The 19,855-nt window shown below is 71.6% G+C and carries 17 protein-coding genes and 1 pseudogene; 10 read left to right on the top strand and 8 right to left on the bottom strand.

The window, feature by feature from the left end; translation table 11 throughout:
• Positions 1 to 125: 125 nt before the first annotated feature.
• From ACQPWW_RS07040 to ACQPWW_RS07020, 5 genes are all read right to left on the bottom strand, one after another.
• Positions 126 to 1,811: a SulP family inorganic anion transporter gene (locus ACQPWW_RS07040; RefSeq protein WP_433130314.1), complete on the bottom strand. Its 1,686-nt coding sequence runs from the start codon at positions 1,809 to 1,811 to the stop codon at positions 126 to 128.
• On the bottom strand, positions 1,808 to 2,146 hold the full coding sequence (locus ACQPWW_RS07035; RefSeq protein WP_112604395.1) for an ArsR/SmtB family transcription factor: 339 nt from the start codon (positions 2,144 to 2,146) through the stop codon (positions 1,808 to 1,810). Before ACQPWW_RS07035 ends, ACQPWW_RS07040 begins: the two co-directional genes overlap by 4 nt.
• An 84-nt stretch (positions 2,147 to 2,230) precedes the next feature.
• Positions 2,231 to 3,067 (bottom strand): DUF3152 domain-containing protein, encoded by an 837-nt coding sequence (locus tag ACQPWW_RS07030; protein WP_433130312.1) that lies wholly within the window; start codon positions 3,065 to 3,067, stop codon positions 2,231 to 2,233.
• A gap of 199 nt (positions 3,068 to 3,266) precedes the next feature.
• Positions 3,267 to 5,246 (bottom strand): hypothetical protein, encoded by a 1,980-nt coding sequence (locus tag ACQPWW_RS07025; RefSeq protein WP_433130310.1) that lies wholly within the window; start codon positions 5,244 to 5,246, stop codon positions 3,267 to 3,269.
• A gap of 38 nt (positions 5,247 to 5,284) precedes the next feature.
• Positions 5,285 to 5,536, bottom strand: coding sequence for a hypothetical protein (locus ACQPWW_RS07020; RefSeq protein WP_433130308.1), 252 nt, complete (start codon positions 5,534 to 5,536; stop codon positions 5,285 to 5,287).
• 243 nt (positions 5,537 to 5,779) lie between these two features.
• Here ACQPWW_RS07020 and ACQPWW_RS07015 point away from each other — a divergent pair.
• The 7 genes and pseudogenes from ACQPWW_RS07015 (at position 5,780) to ACQPWW_RS06985 (ending at position 10,222) form a co-directional block, all read left to right on the top strand.
• Positions 5,780 to 6,660 (top strand): annotated as a pseudogene (locus tag ACQPWW_RS07015) (helix-turn-helix domain-containing protein).
• Entirely contained in the window at positions 6,653 to 6,847 is a 195-nt protein-coding gene (locus ACQPWW_RS07010; RefSeq protein ID WP_433130306.1) for a DUF397 domain-containing protein, read from the top strand. Before ACQPWW_RS07015 ends, ACQPWW_RS07010 begins: the two are co-directional and overlap by 8 nt.
• A 134-nt stretch (positions 6,848 to 6,981) precedes the next feature.
• The gene (locus ACQPWW_RS07005) at positions 6,982 to 7,245 is read left to right on the top strand and encodes a hypothetical protein (protein ID WP_433130304.1); all 264 of its coding nucleotides are present in this window, start codon (positions 6,982 to 6,984) and stop codon (positions 7,243 to 7,245) included.
• 15 nt (positions 7,246 to 7,260) lie between these two features.
• The gene (locus tag ACQPWW_RS07000) at positions 7,261 to 7,521 is read left to right on the top strand and encodes a hypothetical protein (RefSeq protein WP_433130302.1); all 261 of its coding nucleotides are present in this window, start codon (positions 7,261 to 7,263) and stop codon (positions 7,519 to 7,521) included.
• Positions 7,518 to 8,171 carry a hypothetical protein gene (locus ACQPWW_RS06995; protein WP_433130300.1) on the top strand — a complete coding sequence of 218 codons (654 nt, stop codon included), beginning with the start codon at positions 7,518 to 7,520 and terminating at the stop codon, positions 8,169 to 8,171. The genes ACQPWW_RS07000 and ACQPWW_RS06995 overlap by 4 nt, the downstream gene beginning before the upstream one ends.
• Position 8,172: 1 nt before the next feature.
• On the top strand, positions 8,173 to 8,583 hold the full coding sequence (locus ACQPWW_RS06990; RefSeq protein ID WP_433130298.1) for a hypothetical protein: 411 nt from the start codon (positions 8,173 to 8,175) through the stop codon (positions 8,581 to 8,583).
• A gap of 241 nt (positions 8,584 to 8,824) precedes the next feature.
• A complete protein-coding gene (locus ACQPWW_RS06985; RefSeq protein WP_433130296.1) occupies positions 8,825 to 10,222 on the top strand; it encodes a stress response protein in 1,398 nt (465 codons plus the stop codon).
• 126 nt (positions 10,223 to 10,348) lie between these two features.
• Here ACQPWW_RS06985 and ACQPWW_RS06980 read toward each other — a convergent pair whose 3' ends face one another.
• A complete protein-coding gene (locus ACQPWW_RS06980; protein WP_433130294.1) occupies positions 10,349 to 12,799 on the bottom strand; it encodes a glycoside hydrolase family 2 protein in 2,451 nt (816 codons plus the stop codon).
• A 111-nt stretch (positions 12,800 to 12,910) separates the two neighbouring features.
• On the opposite strand from ACQPWW_RS06980, the gene ACQPWW_RS06975 reads away from it, so the two are divergent.
• Positions 12,911 to 13,930, top strand: a complete 1,020-nt coding sequence (locus ACQPWW_RS06975; RefSeq protein ID WP_433130292.1) for a LacI family DNA-binding transcriptional regulator — start codon at positions 12,911 to 12,913, stop codon at positions 13,928 to 13,930.
• Between the two features lie 6 nt (positions 13,931 to 13,936).
• On the opposite strand, the gene ACQPWW_RS06970 is transcribed toward ACQPWW_RS06975, so the two are convergent.
• Positions 13,937 to 16,330 (bottom strand): putative bifunctional diguanylate cyclase/phosphodiesterase, encoded by a 2,394-nt coding sequence (locus tag ACQPWW_RS06970; protein WP_433130290.1) that lies wholly within the window; start codon positions 16,328 to 16,330, stop codon positions 13,937 to 13,939.
• Positions 16,331 to 16,545: 215 nt separating this feature from the next.
• Here ACQPWW_RS06970 and ACQPWW_RS06965 point away from each other — a divergent pair, with 215 nt between their 5' ends.
• Positions 16,546 to 16,920 carry a PH domain-containing protein gene (locus ACQPWW_RS06965; protein ID WP_433130288.1) on the top strand — a complete coding sequence of 125 codons (375 nt, stop codon included), beginning with the start codon at positions 16,546 to 16,548 and terminating at the stop codon, positions 16,918 to 16,920.
• A gap of 9 nt (positions 16,921 to 16,929) precedes the next feature.
• Here ACQPWW_RS06965 and ACQPWW_RS06960 read toward each other — a convergent pair whose 3' ends face one another.
• On the bottom strand, positions 16,930 to 17,856 hold the full coding sequence (locus tag ACQPWW_RS06960; RefSeq protein ID WP_433130285.1) for a 2-hydroxyacid dehydrogenase: 927 nt from the start codon (positions 17,854 to 17,856) through the stop codon (positions 16,930 to 16,932).
• Between the two features lie 180 nt (positions 17,857 to 18,036).
• Here ACQPWW_RS06960 and ACQPWW_RS06955 point away from each other — a divergent pair, with 180 nt between their 5' ends.
• Positions 18,037 to 19,854 carry a SpoIIE family protein phosphatase gene (locus ACQPWW_RS06955; RefSeq protein ID WP_433130283.1) on the top strand — a complete coding sequence of 606 codons (1,818 nt, stop codon included), beginning with the start codon at positions 18,037 to 18,039 and terminating at the stop codon, positions 19,852 to 19,854.
• Position 19,855 lies beyond the last annotated feature (1 nt).

Genomic DNA, 19,855 nt, shown 5'->3' with positions numbered 1-19,855 from the left:
CAGGACCGGAATGCTGCCCGGCCGGCGCGGAGACGCGCCCGGCCGGGCAGCGCCGTTTCCGCCACCTGCCCGTCGACCAGTGGCGGGTCGCCTCGCAGGTGCGCCGGGTCGGCCTTTCTCCGCCGTCACAACCGGCCAGTCGAGTCGGCCACCGCAGCGAGCGCGGCCCCCCGGGCGTGGCGGATCGCGGCCGGGGTGTCGGGGAAGACCAACCCCTCGCGGCGTAGGTCGTCAGCCACTCCGAGGATGGCGAGGACCTGGCCGTGGGCTGGGGTGATGCCGGAGAGCAGGACGGTGATCCCGCGTCCGCGTAGCCGCCGGATCGCATCGCCGAGGACATGCGCGCCGGTGGCGTCCATGGTGGTCACCCGGGACATCCGCAGGATGACGACACGGACGTCGGTGACCTCGGAGAGTTCGAGGAGGAAGGTGTGGGCCGCGGCGAAGAAGAGCGGCCCGTCCAGCCGGTAGGCGACGATGTGTTCGGTGAGCAGCGCGTACTCCTCGGCGCTGTGTTCACCGGGGTCGAGGGGCACCTGCTCCAGGCGGGCGCTGCGGGCCACCGCACGCAGGGCGAGCACCACGGCGACGCCGACGCCGACCGCGACGGCGGTGACGAGGTCCCAGATCACGGTGACGGCGAAGGTGAGTACCAGCACGACCGCATCACCCCGGGTGGCCCGGGCCAGCGCCCACAGCGAGCCGGCCTCCACCATCCGGACGGTGGTGGCCAGCAGCACCCCGGCCAGGGCGGCGAGCGGGATCCGGCCGACCAACGGCGCGGCGGCCAACACGATCGCCGCGAGGGCGACGGCGTGGGTGAGGGCCGCCAACTTCGAGGCCGCCCCGGCCCGGACGTTCACCGCTGTCCGGGCGATGGCGGCGGTCGCCGGGATGCCACCGAAGAGGGGGGCGGCGAGGTTGGCCAGCCCCTGACCGAACAATTCCCGGTCCGGGTCATGCCGCTCACCGACGGTCATGCCGTCGGCGACGGTGGCGGAGAGCAGGCTCTCCAGGGCGGCGAGCGCGGCGACGGCGAGAGCGCTGGGCAGCAGCACGCCCAACGCGTCGAGGTCGAGGAAGTCGAGCGAGGGCGCGGGCAGGCCCTGCGGCAGCACGCCGATCCGGGCCAGATCGACCGGGATGACCTCGGCGAGGACGGTGGCAGCCCCCACGCCGAGCAGGGAGAATGGCAGGCCGGGTCGCCACCGGGCACCCAGCAGCATCAGCGCCGCGACGGCGAGGGCCACCGCGAGCGCGGCCGGTCGCGGGTGTACGACGAAACGGGCGACCGCGTCGAAGGCGACGGCCCAGACCTTCTCCCCGTGCGCGTCGCCGACGCCGAGTGCGGCGGGCACCTGTTGCAGCGCGATCACCACGGCGATGCCGGCGGTGAAACCCTCAAGCACCGGGGTGGGTAGGTAGCGGACGTACCGGCCCAGGCGGGCCACGGCGAGCGCGATCAACAGCAGGCCGGCCATCGCCCCGACCATGAGCACGCCGGTGGCTCCGAACTGGTGCACCACCGGCACCAGCACCACTGTCATCGCCCCGGTCGGCCCGGAGACCTGGAGGTTGGAGCCGCCGAAGACGGCAGCCACCGCACCGGCGATCACGGCGGTGATCAGCCCGGCCTGGGCGCCCAGTCCCGAGGTGACGCCGAACGCCAGTGCCAGCGGCAGCGCCACCACCGCCACGGTGAGCCCGGCCAGCAGGTCCCGGCGCGGTGAACGGTGGACCGCCGCCCAGTCGGCCCGGCCGGGCAGCAGCCCGAGGAGCCGCTCTCGGGCTAGCGGGAGGGCGCCGCTCACCTGTCCGCGCCGGTGGCGCGCAGTTCCCCGAGGAGGCCGTCCCGGTCGGTGAGGACCGCGCCGAGGATCCGCCGCCCGGCGGCGAGCAGGTCGGCCACGTCCGGGGTGCTGAGCGCATACATGACGAGGGGACCGTCGCGGTGCGAGGTGACCATCCCGGCGCGGCGCAGCACGGCGAGTTGCTGGGAGAGGTTGGAGGCCTCGACCTCGATCACGGCCAGCAGGTCGCGGACCGGCTTCGGGCCGTCCTGGAGCAGTTCGAGGACCCGGATGCGCACCGGGTGCCCGAGGGTGCGGAAGAGTTCCGCCTTCGCCTGGTACAGCGGGACCGACATGAGCACCTCTCCCGATCGATGCGAAGACTTTAGCACTTGAAGAAGTCTTCAATCGCCGAGGGCGAGGATGCGGGGGACCCTCGGTCAGGACGGCGCCCACGGTCCGCTGACGAACTGCCCGTTTCCGGCGAACGGGCTGACGTTGGGCAGGCACCCGCCCAGGTCGATCGTCTGCGTCATCATGACCGGCCCCGGCTTGCCGGGGTCGCCGCACTTCATGTGCGCGAAGCCGAGGAAGTGGCCGAACTCGTGGTTGATGACGCCAGCGTGGTACTCCTCGATGCTGACCGGGTATCCCGGCGAGCCCTGGAGCCAACGCCGCAGATTGATCATGATGGTCTTGCCGTACTTGCAGGAGTAGACCCCCTCGGTGTCGACGCCGCTCGCACCGCACAGCCGGTCCACCGTCCTCGGCGTCGCGAGCCGGACGTCGACGTCGATGCGTCCGGTGCTGACCCGCTGGAAGGACCACGACGCCCGGGTCAGGTTCACCGCGTCATTGGTGACCGGGTGCTGCGCCGAATCAGCCCACCCGTTCGGCGCGGCCAACACCTGCTCGATGCTCTCGGCGAACCGGTCCGGCTTCCAGGCGGGGATGTCACCCCAGGCGATCCCCTTCTCCACCGAGACGCTGTAGCGCACCCGCTTCTTGCCCTTGCCGATCACCCGATCGCTGCCGGTGGCGGTGGCGGTGGTGAAGGTGCCGGCGGCCCGGGTGGGAATCTCCGCGTCGGTCGGGATCTCCGGACTCGGGCTGACGGTCGGCATATCGCTGGGGCTCGCACCCCCACGCGGGTCGCTCGCACCTGAGCGCGGGACCTCGGCCCGCCCCAAGGCCGGCGCCGACGCCGTGCCACACGCGGCGGCCGCCAACACCAGCGCCAACGAGATCGGCACGAGCAGCCGTCCGTTGATCCGCACCTTACAACCTCCACGATCGATCACGGCCAGGAACACCGGAAGGTTATGTGACTGCAGGTAAGGAAAACGTCAGGGTGATCAGCATCGATAACGTGCCAGAGCTTGGCAAAGCGAACATGCCACCTCACGGTCCGTGGTGCGGCGAGCCCGCTATCCGGTGACGAGGTTGATGGCGGCGCCAATGAGGATGGGCTGGGTCCTACCGCAGGCTGCCCAGGTCGCGGGCTCGGGCGAGGAGGCGTACCCCGTCGTCGTCGTGCAGGTGCACGGCACAGCCGTCACGGGTGAAGCGCACGGTGAGCGCCTGCCCGGCATGCCGGGCGGCGAGCCGCAGCAGATCCGGCTCGGGGTCGGCGACGATGCCGCGTGGCCCCGAACCGGGCACCGAAATGGGAGTCGCCAGGTCGGTCGGGGCGGCCCCGGCGACGGCGTCGGTCAGACATTCCCGGCACCAGGCGAGGGCGGCGGCCAGGCTCGGCCGGTAGGGCAGGTGGTCGGGGCTCACCGACGCGTCACGCGGCTGCACCTCGACCGACCAGCGCAGACCCTCGGCCAGCAAGGGGTCACCGGCGTGGTGCCGCCAGTCGCGTACGCCCACCACGAGGGCCAGGTCGAGCCCGAGGGCGAGCCGCAGCAACTCGGCCAGCGGTGGCGCATCCGGAGGTGCCGCCACCACGATCAGTCGGCCCGCTGCGGTGCCCCGCCCGGCGGTGCGGATCTGCTCGGCCACCGGGTCGACGTCGGCCCGGGGCAGGGTGACGTACCCGTCGCGCAGATCCTTGCCGATCTCGAACCCGCCGTCGACGTCGGCAAGGTCCTCGGGTCGCGCGCCAAGGGTGGCAGCGCAGGCGCCGAGCCGGTAGCGGTTGGGAAGTTGCACCACGGGCCGACCGTTGGGCTGGGTGGCGACCAGTGGGGCGACCTCGGGCGTGCCGGCCTGCCAGGTCAGGTGCATCACCCGGTGCCGCAGGTCGGTGAGGGTGACCAGCGCGGCCTGGTGTAGCCGGTGGGTGTCGCCGCAGGTGAAGCAGTGCAGCGCCGACGGACGCAGGCCGGCACCGGAACAGTGAGGACAGTCGGAGTCGGCGGGACGCCCGCCGAGCCGGCAGTCGCAGGCACGCAGCCGGCTTCCGGGCCGGCAGTCCGGGCAAGGTCGCCAGTCGACGGGTTCACCCAGCCAGGGCGGGTCGGGTGGTTCGTAGCCGCGGGTCACCGGCACGTGCACGCGGCGGACCACCTGACCGGTGGGCTGCTCCGCGAGGATCTCCACCGGCTCGCCGGGGCGCAGGGTGGTGTGCCACCAGCGACCGGCCCGCCAGACTGCCTGCGCACCGGGCAGGTCGTCGCCGCCGGCCGGGTCGACACAGTCGGCGAGGACGCGCCGTTCGAGCCGATCGACGTCCACGGGTGAGGCAGCAGGCGGGCGCGGCGAGTCGGGGCGCAGCAGCCGGGCGGGGGCGGTCCGACCGCGCTCGGCGAGCCCGGTGAGCGCATCGGCCACATCGGTGTCGATCAGCGTCTCCGGCAGGCCCCGGCACCAGCCGGGCGACCCAGGCGGCGCCGGTGATCCGGGCACCTCGTACCGGACAGCCCAACCGAACCCCCCACCCTGCCGACGGGCCTCGACGACCAGGTCGAGCAGCAGCAGGTCGGCCAGCGCGCAGAGCCGGGCCAGCCGGGTGGCCGGGTCGACCGCAGGCGTGGCGGTGGACCGGCCCAGCACCAGCCGCCACGGTGCGTGATCGGCCCGCAGAATGGCGTGGGCCTCCAACTCGTACCGCTGCGCCGCAGGCAGGTCGGGTCGCCACTGCTGGGACAGCCACAGCGACGGCGTGTCGGTGTCGGTCACGACCGCGCCGACGCTGGCGGCGAGTTCGCGTACCCGAAAAGCAAGATCGACCACCCAGTGGCCCGCCGGGTCGCGGTGGGGGTCGAGGCCGCCGGGCACGACCTGGTGGGACGCGACCGCGCCGGTGTCCAGGTTGGCGACGGTGACCACGAACTGCGCCCGCCGCCGGCCGCGCCGGTCGCAGCGATGACAGGGGTACGCGACGCGGCCCGCGCCCCGGCACTGCTCACAGCTCCGGTACGCCTCCCGAGGCGATCCGGGGATGTCGGCGTCGACGAGGAACCGGTCGCCGTAGGTGGTGCACCGACACGGGTCCAGCGTGAAGGTCATCCCGTCACAGTCGGGGCAGGTGACGACGGGCACGCCGGTCACCGGCACCGCCGGGCAGCGCAGTCACCGTCGTGCTCGACGCGGCGCACGCACCGCCGGCCGCCGTCGAGCGGCAGGTCGCAGAAGACCCGATGGTGTACGCCCTGCGCGTCCTCTGCCGACACGGTCGTCTCCCCCGCGTCCACCTCGGACAGAAAGCTCAGGGAACGGGCCAGGGTGCCCGCGAAGTGCTGGGCGGCCGGCAGGTCGGCGGCGGTGAACGGCAGGTGCGCCACCCAGCGGGGGCTCACCGACGGGCCGCCGGCTCGGCTCGAAGAAACGCGCGCACGCCTTCTCCTCACTGACCGATTACTTGGACAATTGACGGACGACGGAAATTGTGCGGCCGTCGCCTTTGTCGGACCCATCTTGTAAGGTCAGAGGCGCTATCGCAATGAATGTCGACTCACACTGTTCCGTTAATTGTGGGCAACATTCCCCTGTTGCAGAACGACCGTCGGGATGTTGCAGAATTCAACAGAGAGGAGAGCCGCGTGGCCGACGACATGGGCTCGACGGTGCCCCGACGACAGCTCGGCCGGGCACTGCGTGACCTGCGCACCGAGGCGGGGATAACGCTCGACGCCGCCGCCGAGACGCTGGAGTGCAGCCGGCAGAAGGTGTGGCGGATCGAGAGCGGGCTCGGCTCGGTGCGCGGCGTCGACGTGCGGGCCATGTGCGAGCTGTACGGAGCGACGGGCGAGCTGACCCGGGCACTGACCTCCCTGGCCGGCGAGACCAGGGCAAGGGGCTGGTGGCACGCGTACGGCGATGCCGTCCCCGAGTGGTTCGAGCTGTACGTGGGGCTGGAACCGCCGCGTCGAGACTCCGGTTCTTCAACGAAGCAATGGTGCCGGGCCTGCTACAGCACCAGGGCTACGCACTCGGGGTCTATCAGCACCGCACGGAGGTGAGTGACGAAGAGCGGGAGCGCTTGGTCCAGGTCAGGCTGCAACGCCAGGCTCTACTGAGACGTCGCCTGCCGCCGCCTCCGAAGCTGGAGGTGATCCTTTCCGAGGCCGCCTTGTTGCGCACGGTGGGCAGCTCCGAGACGATGGCGCAGCAGCTCCACCACCTGCTGGAGCTGGGCAATACGACGACCAACACGATCCGAATCCTGCCCCTCACCGCAGGCCTGCACCGTGGTGTCGAGGCGGGTTCCTTCGTGATGCTCAACTTCCCGCTAGGAAACCGCGCGACTCCCGAGCCGCCGGCGGTCTACAGCGAGTTGTGGACGGGTGCGCTGTATCTCGACCGACCCGAGGAGTTCGCTGCCTACGAGAATGTGTGGGCAAGCCTGGATCAGCTCGCTCTCGATGAAGGACAATCAAGGCACTTGATCAATAAGATCATCGGGGAGGTCCATCATGGTTGATTTGCGCGGTGCCCGCTGGCGCAAGAGCACCCGGAGCGGCAGCAACGGCGGCGAGTGTGTCGAGGTCGCCGACAATCTGCCTGGCATCGTGGCCGTCCGCGACAGCAAAGACCCGCACGGCCCGGCACTCACCTTCACCCCCACCGCCTGGGCGGCTTTCCTGGGCACCACCCGTCCTACCCATTGACGGCTTGATGGGCGTCTCGGGGTCGTTTGAGACGCCCACCCTTCACGGGACTGCGTGCCGCCTTCATCTCCGATAGTGTCCGTCCGACCACGCAAACGTGAACTCGTTGGCGCGATCGTCAGACGGAGGACGGCATGGCCAGCATCGAGGAAGTCAAGGCCGCGCTGATGCAGGCCGCCGAGCAGGGCAACGCCACGATCAGTCAGATCCGGGCCGCCGCCGACAACACCGAACAGATGCTGACCCGACTACGCGCCATCTCCGTCGGCACCGGGCATCCGACCATCGCCGAGGCCATCGCCCGAGGCGAGCAGAGCAAGCAGCGCCTGGCCGAAGCCATGGCTCTCGTGCAGGGCAGCTCGGAGGCGGCGCGCCGCTACATCAGCGTCCTCGGCTGAGCACCGATTGCCACGATGAGCGTTGGTGAGGTCAAGGCGTCCCTTCGCGCCGCGATCGAAGCGGCCCGTCAGGGACGGCGGGTGTTCGACCAGGCTGCCTCTGAGGCGGAGGCATCGACCCGCACGGCGGTCGCCATATTGCAGGGCAGCCAGAACGAGGACGTGACGGCGGTCCACGAGGCGCTCAATGCTGCCGCTGCGGAGGTCGAACCCACCCGCCGCCGCTTCGACAACGCCGCCAATCACGCATCCGCCTACCTCACCCGGCTCGGATGACTGGCAGCATCGCCGAGCTGATCGCGCAGCTCCTCGCCGTACGCGGAAAGCTCGACGCCGCCGCCGTCACGGCGCTGCGCGCCCGGACCGACGCGGAGCAGGCCCTGACACACCTGGCCGAAGTGCAACGGGGTAGCAGTGACCAGCGGTTACGCGCCGCCATCACGGACGCCGAGGTGGCCCGCGACAAAGCCGGCCGCTACGCCCGCCTCCTGGCCGACGCTGCCCGGCACATCAGCGGGTACGTCAACACCATCGCCCCCGGTGCCGCGACCTCCGGACCGGAAGATGCTGCATCGCCGTCCGGCGAGCGCCTGGTGGAGGAAGCGGAAGGCCGCAGTCGAAAAGCCGAGGCGTTCCTCCGCCGGCACGTCAAGAAGGCGGACGATTCCGAGGACACTCTCAAGCGGACCGAACAGTCGATCACCACTGGCCTTCGCGAGTTACAGAAGAGCATCAAGGGCTCGGGGTCGAGTGGAAGCACGACATCCACCTCCGCCAACCCTGGCCCGCCGGTCGACCGCCCCCAGTTGGAACACCCCGTCACATCAGTCATCATGGCTGCTGGCGCAGTCGTCGTGGGCCTTCGAGGTGTCTGGAACATGGCAAAAAAGCGCAGCGAAAGGAAGCGATTTGATGAGCAGCCCTGAAATGGTCGACTACATCCGGACGATGGTCAGAGGCGACCACGATGCCAACGACCGGGTTGAGGCTCGGCTCGACCAGCTTGGCTGGGACGGCTTCCCGACCCTCCTGGGGGCGGTCTTCTACTTCGCGGTCAACCGACGCTTCGATGAACGGACGTCGCCCGGTGAGATCATGCGGTTCGTGGCCGAGATGCGAGCAGCGGCTCCGACCGGTGCGCCAGAAATCGACGCCAACGCTGCCGAGACACTGATCCGGGCGGCCCTGGATCCCGATGTCGAGACGGCCATCGATCCGCAGATGGCCGGCCGAGTCCAGGGGCTGGCAATCCTAGCCATCCTGGGTGGTGACGCGGTTGCCGACGACGACCTAGACGCACTTCTCGCCGAGGCAGTAGCGCTGGCCAACCGAGTGTGAGCCGTCAGCGATCAGCTGATCGCCGCCAGCCCTACCCGCAGTCAGCTACCGGACAGATTGGCCGACAGAGACCAAAGCGCTGACGTCGACGTCTCCGACTGGCAAGCGGGGTCGACCGGGCGGTCCGCCCGGAATCCGTTTGGACAACTCTTTCCGTTCGTACGTGCCCACGATCACACCGCTTTCCACCTCGGCTCGCGAGTAACTTCTCGTACCACCGCCTTTACGAGGAGTCACTTTTATGTCCGAGGAAACCTGGCTCGCTGCCCGCCTGATCCCCACATCCGGCATCAACGGAGCGGAGGAACAAGAACGCCGGGCGACCTCCGCCCTGCTGGCGGTGATGAGTGCGGTGCGAGAGTTCGGACGGGCCCTAACCCAATCCCTCGGCGCACCGGCCGGAACGGTGCAGACCTTCATCGAGGTCCCATTCAAACTCGGAAACCAGCAGTTCTTCCCGGATGGCCTCATCCGCGTCACGCGAGGGCAGCGGCAGTGGACCGCGCTGGTCGAGGTGAAGACCGGCAGCAACGCGTTGAGGACCGAGCAGTTGGAGGCGTACCTGGACATCGCCCGGGAGCAGGGCTTCGATGCCCTCATCACAATCTCTAACGAAATCGCCCCTGTCCCGGGTCAGCATCCGACCGCGATCGATCGCCGAAAGCTGCGCAAGGTCGCCCTGTACCACCTGCCCTGGACGGAGATCCTGACCCAGGCGGTGATTCAGAAGGAATACCGCGGCGTCGCTGACCCGGACCAGGCGTGGATCCTGGGCGAACTGATCAGGTACCTAGAGCACCCCCGATCAGGCGCACTGGAGTTCAGCGACATGGGGCCAGCCTGGGTGCAGGTACGCGATGGAGTTTCAGCCGGGACGCTGCGGGCCGGGGACAGCGGCGCGGCGGACGTGGCCAGCCGGTTCGATGCCCTGATCCGCTACGCCTGTCTGCGTCTCGGCAGGCAGTTGGGTACTGATGTCACCCCCGCGCTGAGCCGCCGCGATCTCACCGATCCGACCGCACGCACCCAAACGCTGGTCAGTCAGCTCGTCACGACCGGAACCCTGACCGGCAGCATCAGGATCCCTGGCGCGGTCGGCCACCTTCAGGTCACGGCCGATCTGCGGGCCGGCCAGATCGCCTGCCATATCGACGTGGATGCCCCTCGTACCGGCCGACCGACCACGAGAGTGAACTGGCTCATCCGCCAGCTGAAAGATGCGCCGGAGACTGTCCGGATCGAAGCGTTCGCCATGCACGCCCGGGGAGGTGGCGCGACCGATCTGCTGCGCCAGGTCCGTGCCGAGCCCACGACGCTTATCGCCGACCCCGCCCGCGAGCTACGGGCCTTCCGAGTCGCCCAGAGCACGACAGCCGGAACCAAACGGGGCAGCGGACGCGGTGCTTTCATCGACTCCGTCCTCCACGCGATCGACGACTTCTACGAGCAGATCATCCAGAACCTGAAGCCGTGGATGCCCGCGCCGCCACGCCTGCGCACGCCGGAAGACGTCACGCCCGTGCAGCCGGTCGCCGCTAGTCTCGTCTCCACCGCCATTTCCTCTCAGGACAGCCCGGAGTTCGACACCTCGCCGACAAGTGGCACCAACGCCGTGATTGGCTCGCCGTCGGAGGAGTGACCACCGTCTGGCTGGACGTCGCCTCATCGAATGGCTAAAAGCGGTATGCCCCAGAGCTATCAATATGGCTTTGAGGTATACCGCTCGCTACAGCGCCTTCCCTCGGATGCGGCCGACCGGCAGCAACTAAACCCGCTGGATGTCGTTGACGCAGCGCAGCACTGGCCGGGCGGTCAGCGCCGCCGCGTCCAACACGACCCCGGTCCGTACGGCGAAGGTGACCGACTCGCCGGGCAGCAGCGTGACCAGCGCGGTGTCCACTGTGGCGGAAGGATCAAGCCGGTCCGGGTAGAGCGTCAGGTCTCGCAGCACCGTGCGGGCCGTGACCCGGACCCGCTGCCCGCCGTCGAACGGCTCGACAGTCGCGTCCCAGGCGGCCGCCGGCCAGTCCACCTCCCGATCCTCGGCGAAGAACCACAGCGCCCGCTCGGCGGTGTCGCCGGCCTCCGCGACCAGCAACTCGCGCCGGGCATCCTCGGGCCGCGCCAGGTCCGCCGGCAGCGCCAGCACCACCGAGGAGTACGCCGGGACGTCGAGGTCGACCGAGGTCTTCGCCCTCGGCTCCCCGGTGAGCGTGAACCGGGTGACCGCGGCAGGTGCCGTCCACGCGTCGGCGCTCTCGTTGACCGCGACGAGGGCCAGCCCACCGTCGCGGGGCTGCACTGTCAACAGCCGGTCGGCGTACGCGTGGCGCAGCGCGTACCACAGGGGTTTGCGACGGCCGTCGCCGTCGACTGCCGACCAGGAGGTGACCGGCCAGCAGTCGTTGAGTTGCCACACGATGGTGCCGGCGCAGATGCCCCGGTGGGACCGGAAGTGTTCCACCCCGAGCTGGATGGCGCGGGCCTGGTTGAGCTGGGTCAGGTAGTGCCAGTCGTCGAAGTCCGCCGGTGCGGGCAGGTGGGCGTCCAGACCCCGCTGGAGCTTGGCGTCGCCGTTTGCCGCCTTCTGGTGGTGTGCCATGCCCGGTGAGTCGTGCGCCAGGGGTTCGTCGCTCAGTGCCCGGCGCAGTGTCGCGTACGCCGGTGGGGCCTGGTAGCCGAACTCGGCGACGAAGCGGGGCACGTACTCCCGGTATTTGGTGTAGTCGTCGGTGTTCCACACGTCCCAGATGTGGGTGGTGCCGTGCGCCGGGTCGTTGGGGTGGATCGCCTCGGTGCCCGACCAGGGGCTGCCCGGCCAGTACGGGCGGGTGGGGTCCAGCTCGCCGACGATCCGGGGCAGCACGTCGAGGTAGTAGCCGCGTCCCCAGGTGCGCCCGGCGAGGGCCGGCTGCCAGTCCCAGTCGTGCCAGCCCCAGATGTTCTCGTTGTTGCCGGTCCACAGCACCAGCGACGGGTGGGGCGTCAGCCGGGTGACCTGCTCGGCGGCCTCGGCGGCGACCTCGCTGGCGAAGGGCTCCTCCTCCGGGTACGCGGCGCAGGCGAAGAGGAAGTCCTGTTGGACGAGGAGCCCGCGCTCGTCGGCGAGGTCGTAGAAGTCCGCCGACTCGTACCGGCCGCCGCCCCAGACGCGCAGCAGGTTGACGTTGGCCTCGGCGGCCTGGTCGAACCGCTCGGCGAGCCGGTCCCGGGTGATCCGGGTGGGGAACACGTCGTCGGGGATCCAGTTGACCCCGCGGACGAAGACCGGGACGTCGTTTACCGACAGCGTGAACGGGGTGCCGTGTTCGTCGGGCGTGGTGTCGAGTCGCACCGAGCGGAAGCCGATCCGGTGCGACCAGGTGTCCAGGGTCTCGCCGTGCGGCGCGTACAGGGTCACCTCGATCGGGTGGCGCACCTGTTCGCCGTACCCTCGAGGCCACCAGAGTGCGGGCTCGCGGACGGTGACGGTCAGCACGGCCGTGCGCTGCCCGGCCGGGACGACCGCCTCGGCGTGCGCGCCGGCGACGACGGCCCGGACGGTCAGTGGAACGTCCGCGACCCGCTCGATGTCGATGTGCAGCTCGACCCGGCCGTCGCGGCCGTCCATCGTGACAAGTGGACGGACGGTGTCCAGCCGGGCGGTGGACCAGGCGTGCAGGCTGATCTCCTGCCAGATGCCGGCGGTGACCAGTGTCGGCCCCCAGTCCCAGCCAAAGTTGCAGGCCATCTTGCGGATGAAGTGGAACGGCTCCGGGTAGGCGTTGGGCCGGTCGCCGAGCCGCTCCCGCTGCGCCTCGGCATAGCGGTACGCGGAGTCGAACGCCACCGTCAGGTCGTTGTCGCCGTCGCGCAGCAACGCGCCGACGTCGAACCGGTAGCCACGGTGCATGTTCGCGGTGCGGCCGACCTCGACGCCGTTGACGGTGAGCGTGGCGACGGTGTCCAGGCCGGCGCAGACCAGGTCCACCCGGTCGTGGTCGCCGACGGGACGCCGGAAGCTCGTCCGGTAGTGCCAGTCGGTGCGCCCGATCCAGGCCAGGGCCAGCTCGTTGTCGTCGAGGTAGGGATCGGGGATCAGCCCGGCGTCGAGCAGGTCGGTGTGCACGCAACCGGGCACTGTCGCCGGCACGGCCCGCCCGGCGATGTCGGCGGGCACCTGCGCTCCGGATGCCGCCCGCAGGGTCCAACCGTCGTAGAGTGCCTGTCGGCTCAACTCCGCACCGCACCTTCTGCATCGAAGAACGCCCACTGAACCGGATAAGCTGAGCCACCGTACGGTTCGGAGTTCGGACTGTCAACGGTCAGAGAGCGAAGGAGCACGCCGGTGAAGCGGCCGACCATCGCCGACGTCGCCCGGCACGCCGGGGTGTCCAAGGGCGCCGTGTCGTACGCGTTGAACGGGCAGCCCGGGGTCTCCGAGGCCACCCGGCAGCGCATCCTGGCCATCGCCACGGAGATCGGGTTCAGCCCGAGCAGCGCCGCCCGCGCCCTCTCCGCCGCCACCGCCGGGGCGGTCGGCCTGGCCCTGTGCCGACCGGCCCGGATCCTCGGCGTCGAGCCGTTCTTCATGGCCCTGATCAGTGGCGTCGAGGCCGAGCTGTCCGCCCGCTCGTACGCGCTGACCCTCCAGGTGGTGACCGATCCGGACGCCGAGATCGCGGTCTACCGGCGCTGGTGGGGCGAGCGGCGGGTGGACGGGGTGCTCGTCTGCGACCTACGCACCGACGACCGGCGCATCCCCGCCCTGGAGCGGCTGCAACTGCCCGCCGTGGTGATCGGCGGACCCGGTGGCACCGGCGCGCTGGCCAGCCTCTGGTCCGACGACGCGGCGGCGTTGACCGAGACTGTGGAATACCTTGTCGCGCTCGGGCACCGGCGGATCGCCCGGGTCGCCGGCCTGCCCGACCTGCGGCACACCGAGATCCGCACCGACGCGTTCGCGGCGGTGTGTCACCGACTCGACCTGGTCGACGCGGTCACCGTCTGGTCCGACTACACCGGCGAGGAGGGCGGTCGGGCCACCCGCCGGCTGCTCAGCTCCGCCCAGCGGCCCACCGCCGTCATCTACGACAACGACGTGATGGCCATCGCCGGGCTCTCCGTCGCCCAGGAGATGGGGCTCACCGTCCCCGGTGATCTGTCCATCGTGGCCTGGGACGACTCGCCGCTGTGCCGGCTGGTGCACCCGCCGCTGACCGCGCTGGGCCGGGACATCCCGGCGTACGGCGCGCACGCCGCCCGGCAACTGCTCGCCGTGATCGGCGGGGAACCGGTGGGCCGGATGCAGGACGAGACGCCGCAGCTGACCCCGCGGGGCAGCACCGCACCGCCCCGAGAGAGATGAACCGGTTCAGCGGGACGCTGAGGGAAACTCCTCGAAGTACGCCTCGACCCGTTCGGCCGTCGCCGGGCGCGCCAACGCGAACCCCTGCCCGTACCGGCAGCCGCCCCGGCGGGCCACCTCGACCTGCGTCGACGACTCCAACTCCTCGGCGACGATCTCGACGCCCAGCCGCTCACCGACGTTGACCACCACGTCGATCAGCGGCGGCTGCCCGTCCGGCCGGGCGCCCACCAACTCCGGGCCCACCTTGAGCAGGTCGATCGGCAGCCGGCGGAGCTGGGCCAGCGAGGCGTGCTCGGCCCGGAAGTCGTCAAGCGCGGTGCGGACGCCAAGCGACCGCAGCCCGGCCAACCGGGCCACCACGGTCGGCAGGTCACCCGCCACCCTCGGCTCGCTCACCTCCACCACCAGCCGCTCCGGTGGCACCCCGTACGCGGCAAGCACTGCCGCCGCCCGCTGCACGAAGTCGGGCGTCGTCAGCTCCCGGGTCGTGACGTTGACCGCCATCCACAACTCCCGGACGCCCACCGACCAGTCGGACAACTGCCGGCAGGCCCGGTCCAGCACCCACCACTCCAACTCGCCGACCAGGTCCAGATCCTCGGCCACCGGCAGCAGCTCGGCCGGAAGCACAGTGCCGAGCACCGGGCTCCGCCAGCGCAGCAACGCCTCCGCGCCCACCGGTTGCCCGTCGGTCAGGTCGACCACCGGCTGGTAGACGAGATCCAACTCGCCACGGGCCACCGCGCCGGGCAGTTCGCGTTCCAGGTCGAGCCGGCGGACCAGCTGTTCCTCCAGGAACGCGTCGTACCACTCGACCCGGTCCCGGCCCAGTTGCACGGCCCGCCGCCGGGCCAGCTCGGCCTGACGGAGCACGTCCGCGGGCCGGTCACCGCTCACCTCGGCCAACCCGATGCTGGTCTGCGCGCGCACCATTGATCCGGCGAACCGGTAGGGCGGGGCGAGCGCGGCCAGCAGCCGGGTGCCCAGCGCGTACGCCAGCACCGGGCCGGCCGCGGTGACCACGGCGAAGCCGGCACCCGTGCAGCCGGTGACCAGGTCGTCGGCGGCGATGACGGCGCGGACCCGGTGCACCGCCTCGGCCAGCACGTCCTCCCGGGCGGTCGGGCCGATCCCGTCGGTGACGTGCAGGTCCACAAGCAGCAGCGCGCCGGACGGCGCCGGTACGTCGCCGATCGCGGCGAGGGCGTCCAACAGCGCGGCCCGGTCACCGGGCGGACCACCTCCGGCCGGAACGGGCCGCCGGCTCAGCGCCGACCAGCCGGCGCCGTCCTCCGGTGGCCAGGTCGAGCCGGCAACGTTCGCGGTGACCGGTCCGGCCGGGTCACCGGCACTGTCGCGCCTGTCGTGCGGAGGCTCCGCGGGCGGAAGGCCACCCAGCCACCCTGGCGGGGCCGTGTGGCGGTGCCGCACCGGGCCGCCGGCGAGCCGGCGATGTGCGGCGGGTCGCGCCGAGGCGGGCGCGTCCCCCGCGCGCAGCAGCTCGCGCAGCACCAGGGGCGGCACCGCCGCCAGGGCCAGCAACACGCTCGTCCGATCCGGCGTGTGGCCGGAGCCCAGGTGCGGACCCGCCGCCAGCAGGAGCACCGCGGCGGGGAGCACCGACCGGGGCCAGGCCGACGCGACCGGCTCCGCCGGCTCGGTGCCGCCCGCGTCGGCCGCGTCGACAGCACCGACCGCGACCAGCAGCATTCCGAACACCAGCGGGGGTACGGACAGCAGGGTCACCCGCCCGGCCGGCGCGGACGGCAGCGTGGCCAGCAGCACCAGCCCGCCCAGGGTGAGCAGGACGCCGCCCCGGCAGACCGCCGTCACCGAACGTCGCCGCGGCCCGGCGAACGCGGTGAGCGCGGCCATCCCCAGCCCGCCGAGCGCCAAGGCGGCAAGCAGCCGGACCGGAACCGGCAGGCCGGCACGGGGCAGCAGCAGCCAGCCGGCAAGGGCCAACCCGACGGCCGGACCGGCCGACTCGACCAGCCAGCGCAACCGGACCCCGACGGCCGGCCGCGCCCGGCCGGGAAGCTGGAGCAGCCCGGCCCCGGCGAGGAGGGCCACGACCAGTGACCCGACCAGCCCGGCGACGGTGTGCCCGCCACCGGCCAACGGCAGTACGGCAGCGGTCAGACCGGCCGTCACCACCGCCGAGTCGAGCAGCACGCCTGCCAAGCGCGGCGACGGGTCGGCACGGCGGGACATGGCCAGCCGGGAGAGCCGTACCCCGGCGAGCGTGGCGCCGGCGCCGGCCGCCAGCGCGATCACCACCGGAGGCGACACCAGGTCGAGGGCACCGGCGAAGAGGAGGAGCGCCACCGCCGTGGACGTGGCGGTCTCCAGTGCCCGACGGGGGACGAGGATGCGGAACGGGTACGCGAGGAGCACGGCGGTCGCCTTCGTGAGGGGGCACGGGGCGGTACGACGGTGCGGGACACCGGACACATCTGGTCCGCTGTCCAACAATTGTGAACGATCGGCGGCCGAATTGGTTACGTGTCGGTCACCCAGGGGAGACAACGACCGGTGTCACTGTACGACGTACCACCCCCTCGGCACCGCCCGCCGCGAGCCGGACCGGTCGGGAGTGGGATCATCGGAGGGTGAGTAAGCCCGACACGGTCCGCTTCCGGTACAACCAAGCCATCCTGGTCGCCTCGGTCATCGCCTTCGTCGGTGCCCTGCCACTGGCCAACGCCCGGCTCTACCTGCTACCGGTGCTGCTCGTTCCGCTCGCCGTCGCGGTGTGGGTCTGGCGGGCCGGCACCGACGCCGACGCGCGGGAACTGCGCCTACGGGCGCTGGTCGGGCAACGCCGCCTCACCTGGGACCGGGTCGTCGAGCTGACCACCGACCAGCGCGGGCGAGCGGTCGCCCGGCTCGACGACGGCCAGCAGGTCGCCCTGCCGGCCGTCCGTGGCGTGGACCTGCCCCGGCTGATCTCGGCCACCGGTCAGACCCTGCCCCACGCCGGCTGAGGTGTCGGGTCAGTAGCCGTCGACGACCGCGTTGATCAGCGGCTGCCCGGCGGCGAACCGGCGAACCTGGTCGCCGACCAGTCGGTAGGCCCGCGGCAGCAGGCCGCGCACCGACCCGGCCACGTGCGGGGTGAGCAGCACGTTCGGCATCGCCCAGAGCGGAGAGTCGGCGGGCAGCGGCTCCGGGTCGGTGACGTCCAGCGCGGCCGAGATCCGGCCGGTGCCCAACTCGGCGACAAGCGCCTCGGTGTGTGCCACCGGCCCCCGGGCGGCGTTGACAAGCAGCGCCCCGTCCGGCATCGCGGCCAGGAAGTCCTTGTCGATCAGGCCGCGCGTCTGGTCGGTGAGCGGTACCAGCACCACCACCACGTCCGCCTCGGGCAGCAGCCGGGGCAACTCCTCGACGGCGTGCACCCCCTGCTCCGGGCGGGCCGTCCTGGCGACCAGGGTGAAGCTCACCTCGAAGGGGGCGAGCCGGTCGCGCACCGCGGTGCCGATCGAACCGGCCCCGATGATGAGCACCCGCTTGCCGGTCAGCTCGTCGGTCGGGGCGTTTCCCTGGTACGCCCAGCGCCGTTCGGCCTGGGCACGGACGAACGCCGGGAAGGCCCGCAGCTGGGCGAGGATCGCGGTGACGACCCACTCGGCGGTGGACGGGTCGTGCACGCCCCGGGCGTCGCAGAGGGTGACGCCCGGCGGTGTCCGGCCGGCCCAGGCGTCCGCCCCGGCGGAGAGCAGCTGCACCACCTCCAGGTCGGGCAGCTCACGCAGCAGCGCCGTCGCGTCGGTGCCGGTCAGGAACGGTGGCACCCAGACGCGGACGTCGGCGACCTCCGAGGGCAGTCGGTCGGCGTGCTCCAGGACCTCCACCGTCACGTCCGGGGGCAGCTCGCCCATCAGGGTCAGGCCGGCCTGGTTCGGGATCCATACCTTCACGTCAGCCGACGATAGTCCCCGCCGGCGCGGCCGGGGCGGGCGCGAACCGGCGTCCCGGGGGATGGCGCGCGGAGCCGGGGCGGGCGAGACTCAGCACACCGATGTTCGACCCGGGCCTGGACGAGGTATAACGAAGGGTCGGAGGGCCGGTCGGCCTCCGCCCCGGCAGACAGGTGCTCGATGACCGACGGCTCCCCCGACACCGCCCGGCGTCTGATCGCCGCACCTGCGGCGCTCGGCGACCCGGAGCGGCTGCGCGCGCTCGCCGACACCGGGCTCGACGCCGCCCCGGACGAGGCGTTCGACAGGTTCGCCCGGCTGGTCAGCGACCTGCTGGACGTGCCTGTCGCGTTGGTCTCCCTGGTCTCCGCCGACCGGCAGTTCTTCCCGGGCGCGTTCGGGTTGCCGCAGCCCTGGTCGGAGCGCCGGCAGACCCCGTTGAGCCACTCGTTCTGCCAGCACGTGGTGGACATCGAGGTGCCGATGGTGTTGCCGGACGCCCGGCTCTACCCCCGCGTCCGGGACAATCTGGCAATCGACGACCTCGGCGTTGTCGCGTACGCCGGGATGCCGCTGACCGACCTCTCCGGCCGGGTGCTCGGTTCGCTGTGCGCCATCGACAGCAAGCCCCGCGCGTGGACCGCCGCGCAGCTGCGGACCCTGGCCGACCTGGCCGCCGCCTGCTCGTCGGAGCTGCGACTGCGCATCGCGTTGGACGGCGCGCAGGAGGCCCGGCGGCGGGTCGTGCAGGCACACGAGCGGCTGGAGCTGCTGGCCGGGGTGAGCGAGACGCTGGCCGGCACGCTGGACGTGGGCACCGCGCTGCGCCGGCTCGCGGGCGCCATGGTGCCGCTGCTCGCCGACTGGTGCCTGCTCACCCTGATCGACCCGACCGGCCTGCCCCGCGAGGTGGTCTCGGTGCACCGCGATCCGGCCCGGGCCGCGGACATCGACCGCTTCGGTGAGTTGCTGCGCACCGGGCTGAGCCCGGACTCGTCCATCCGGGCGGTGCTCCGGACCGGCCAGCCCCGGCTGGGCAGCATCGCGTCGCTGGCCGACGTGACGAGGGGCACCACCGACCCGGAGATGGCGCCGATCGCCGCCCGCCTGGGCATCGCGTCCTACCTGAGCGTGCCCGTGCGGGGCGTCGGCGGCACCGTGCTGGGCGCGATCACTCTTGTCAACGGCGCCGAGCGGCAGCAGTTCGACGACCGCGACCTGCTCACCGCTGTCGAGATCGGCCGCAGAGCCGGCCAGGCCGTCGGCAACAGCTCGATGTACGGCGAGCAGCGACACGTCGCCGAGGTCCTGCAACACAGCATGCTGCCGCGGCTGCCGGTCGTGGCGGGGCTGGAGTTGGCGGCCCGCTACCAGCCGGCGGCCGACCGGGTGGAGGTGGGCGGTGACTGGTACGACGCGTTCCTCCAGCCCGACGGCGACCTGATCGCGGCGATCGGGGACGTGGCCGGGCACGACATCGAAGCGGCGGCGACAATGGGTCAGCTGCGCAACCTGGTGCGGGGCAACGCCTTCGGCCGGCCGGACACGGTCGGGGCGCTGCTGAGCAACCTGGACGGCGCGATCCGTGGCCTGAAGCTGCCGATCGCCGCCACCGCGACGCTGGTCCGGATCTGTCCACCGGACGCCGGCGTCCACGAGGTGACCTGGTCCAACGCCGGGCACCCACCGGCCCTGGTGGTCCGCGTCGGCGGGGCGGTCGAGATGCTCGAGGCGACACCGGAGCCGCTGCTCGGCCTGGCCCGGCCGTCGCCGCGGACCAGCCAGTCGACGAGCCTGGCCACCGGCGACACGCTGCTGCTCTACACCGACGGGCTGATCGAACGGCGGGACCGATCCATCGACGAGGGGTTGACCGAGCTGGTGGTCCGGCTGACCGGCACCGACACGCTGCCCCTCGACAAGCTGTGCGACCTGCTGCTCGCGTCGATCCGCCACCGTGAGGACGACACCGCGCTGCTTGCCGTACGGGCCCGGTGAA

It is taken from the genome of Micromonospora sp. CA-240977, from assembly GCF_050942285.1.
Taxonomy (GTDB): domain Bacteria; phylum Actinomycetota; class Actinomycetes; order Mycobacteriales; family Micromonosporaceae; genus Micromonospora.
The sequence above is the reverse complement of the archived record's forward strand: the minus strand, read 5'-3'. Positions and strand labels throughout refer to the sequence as shown.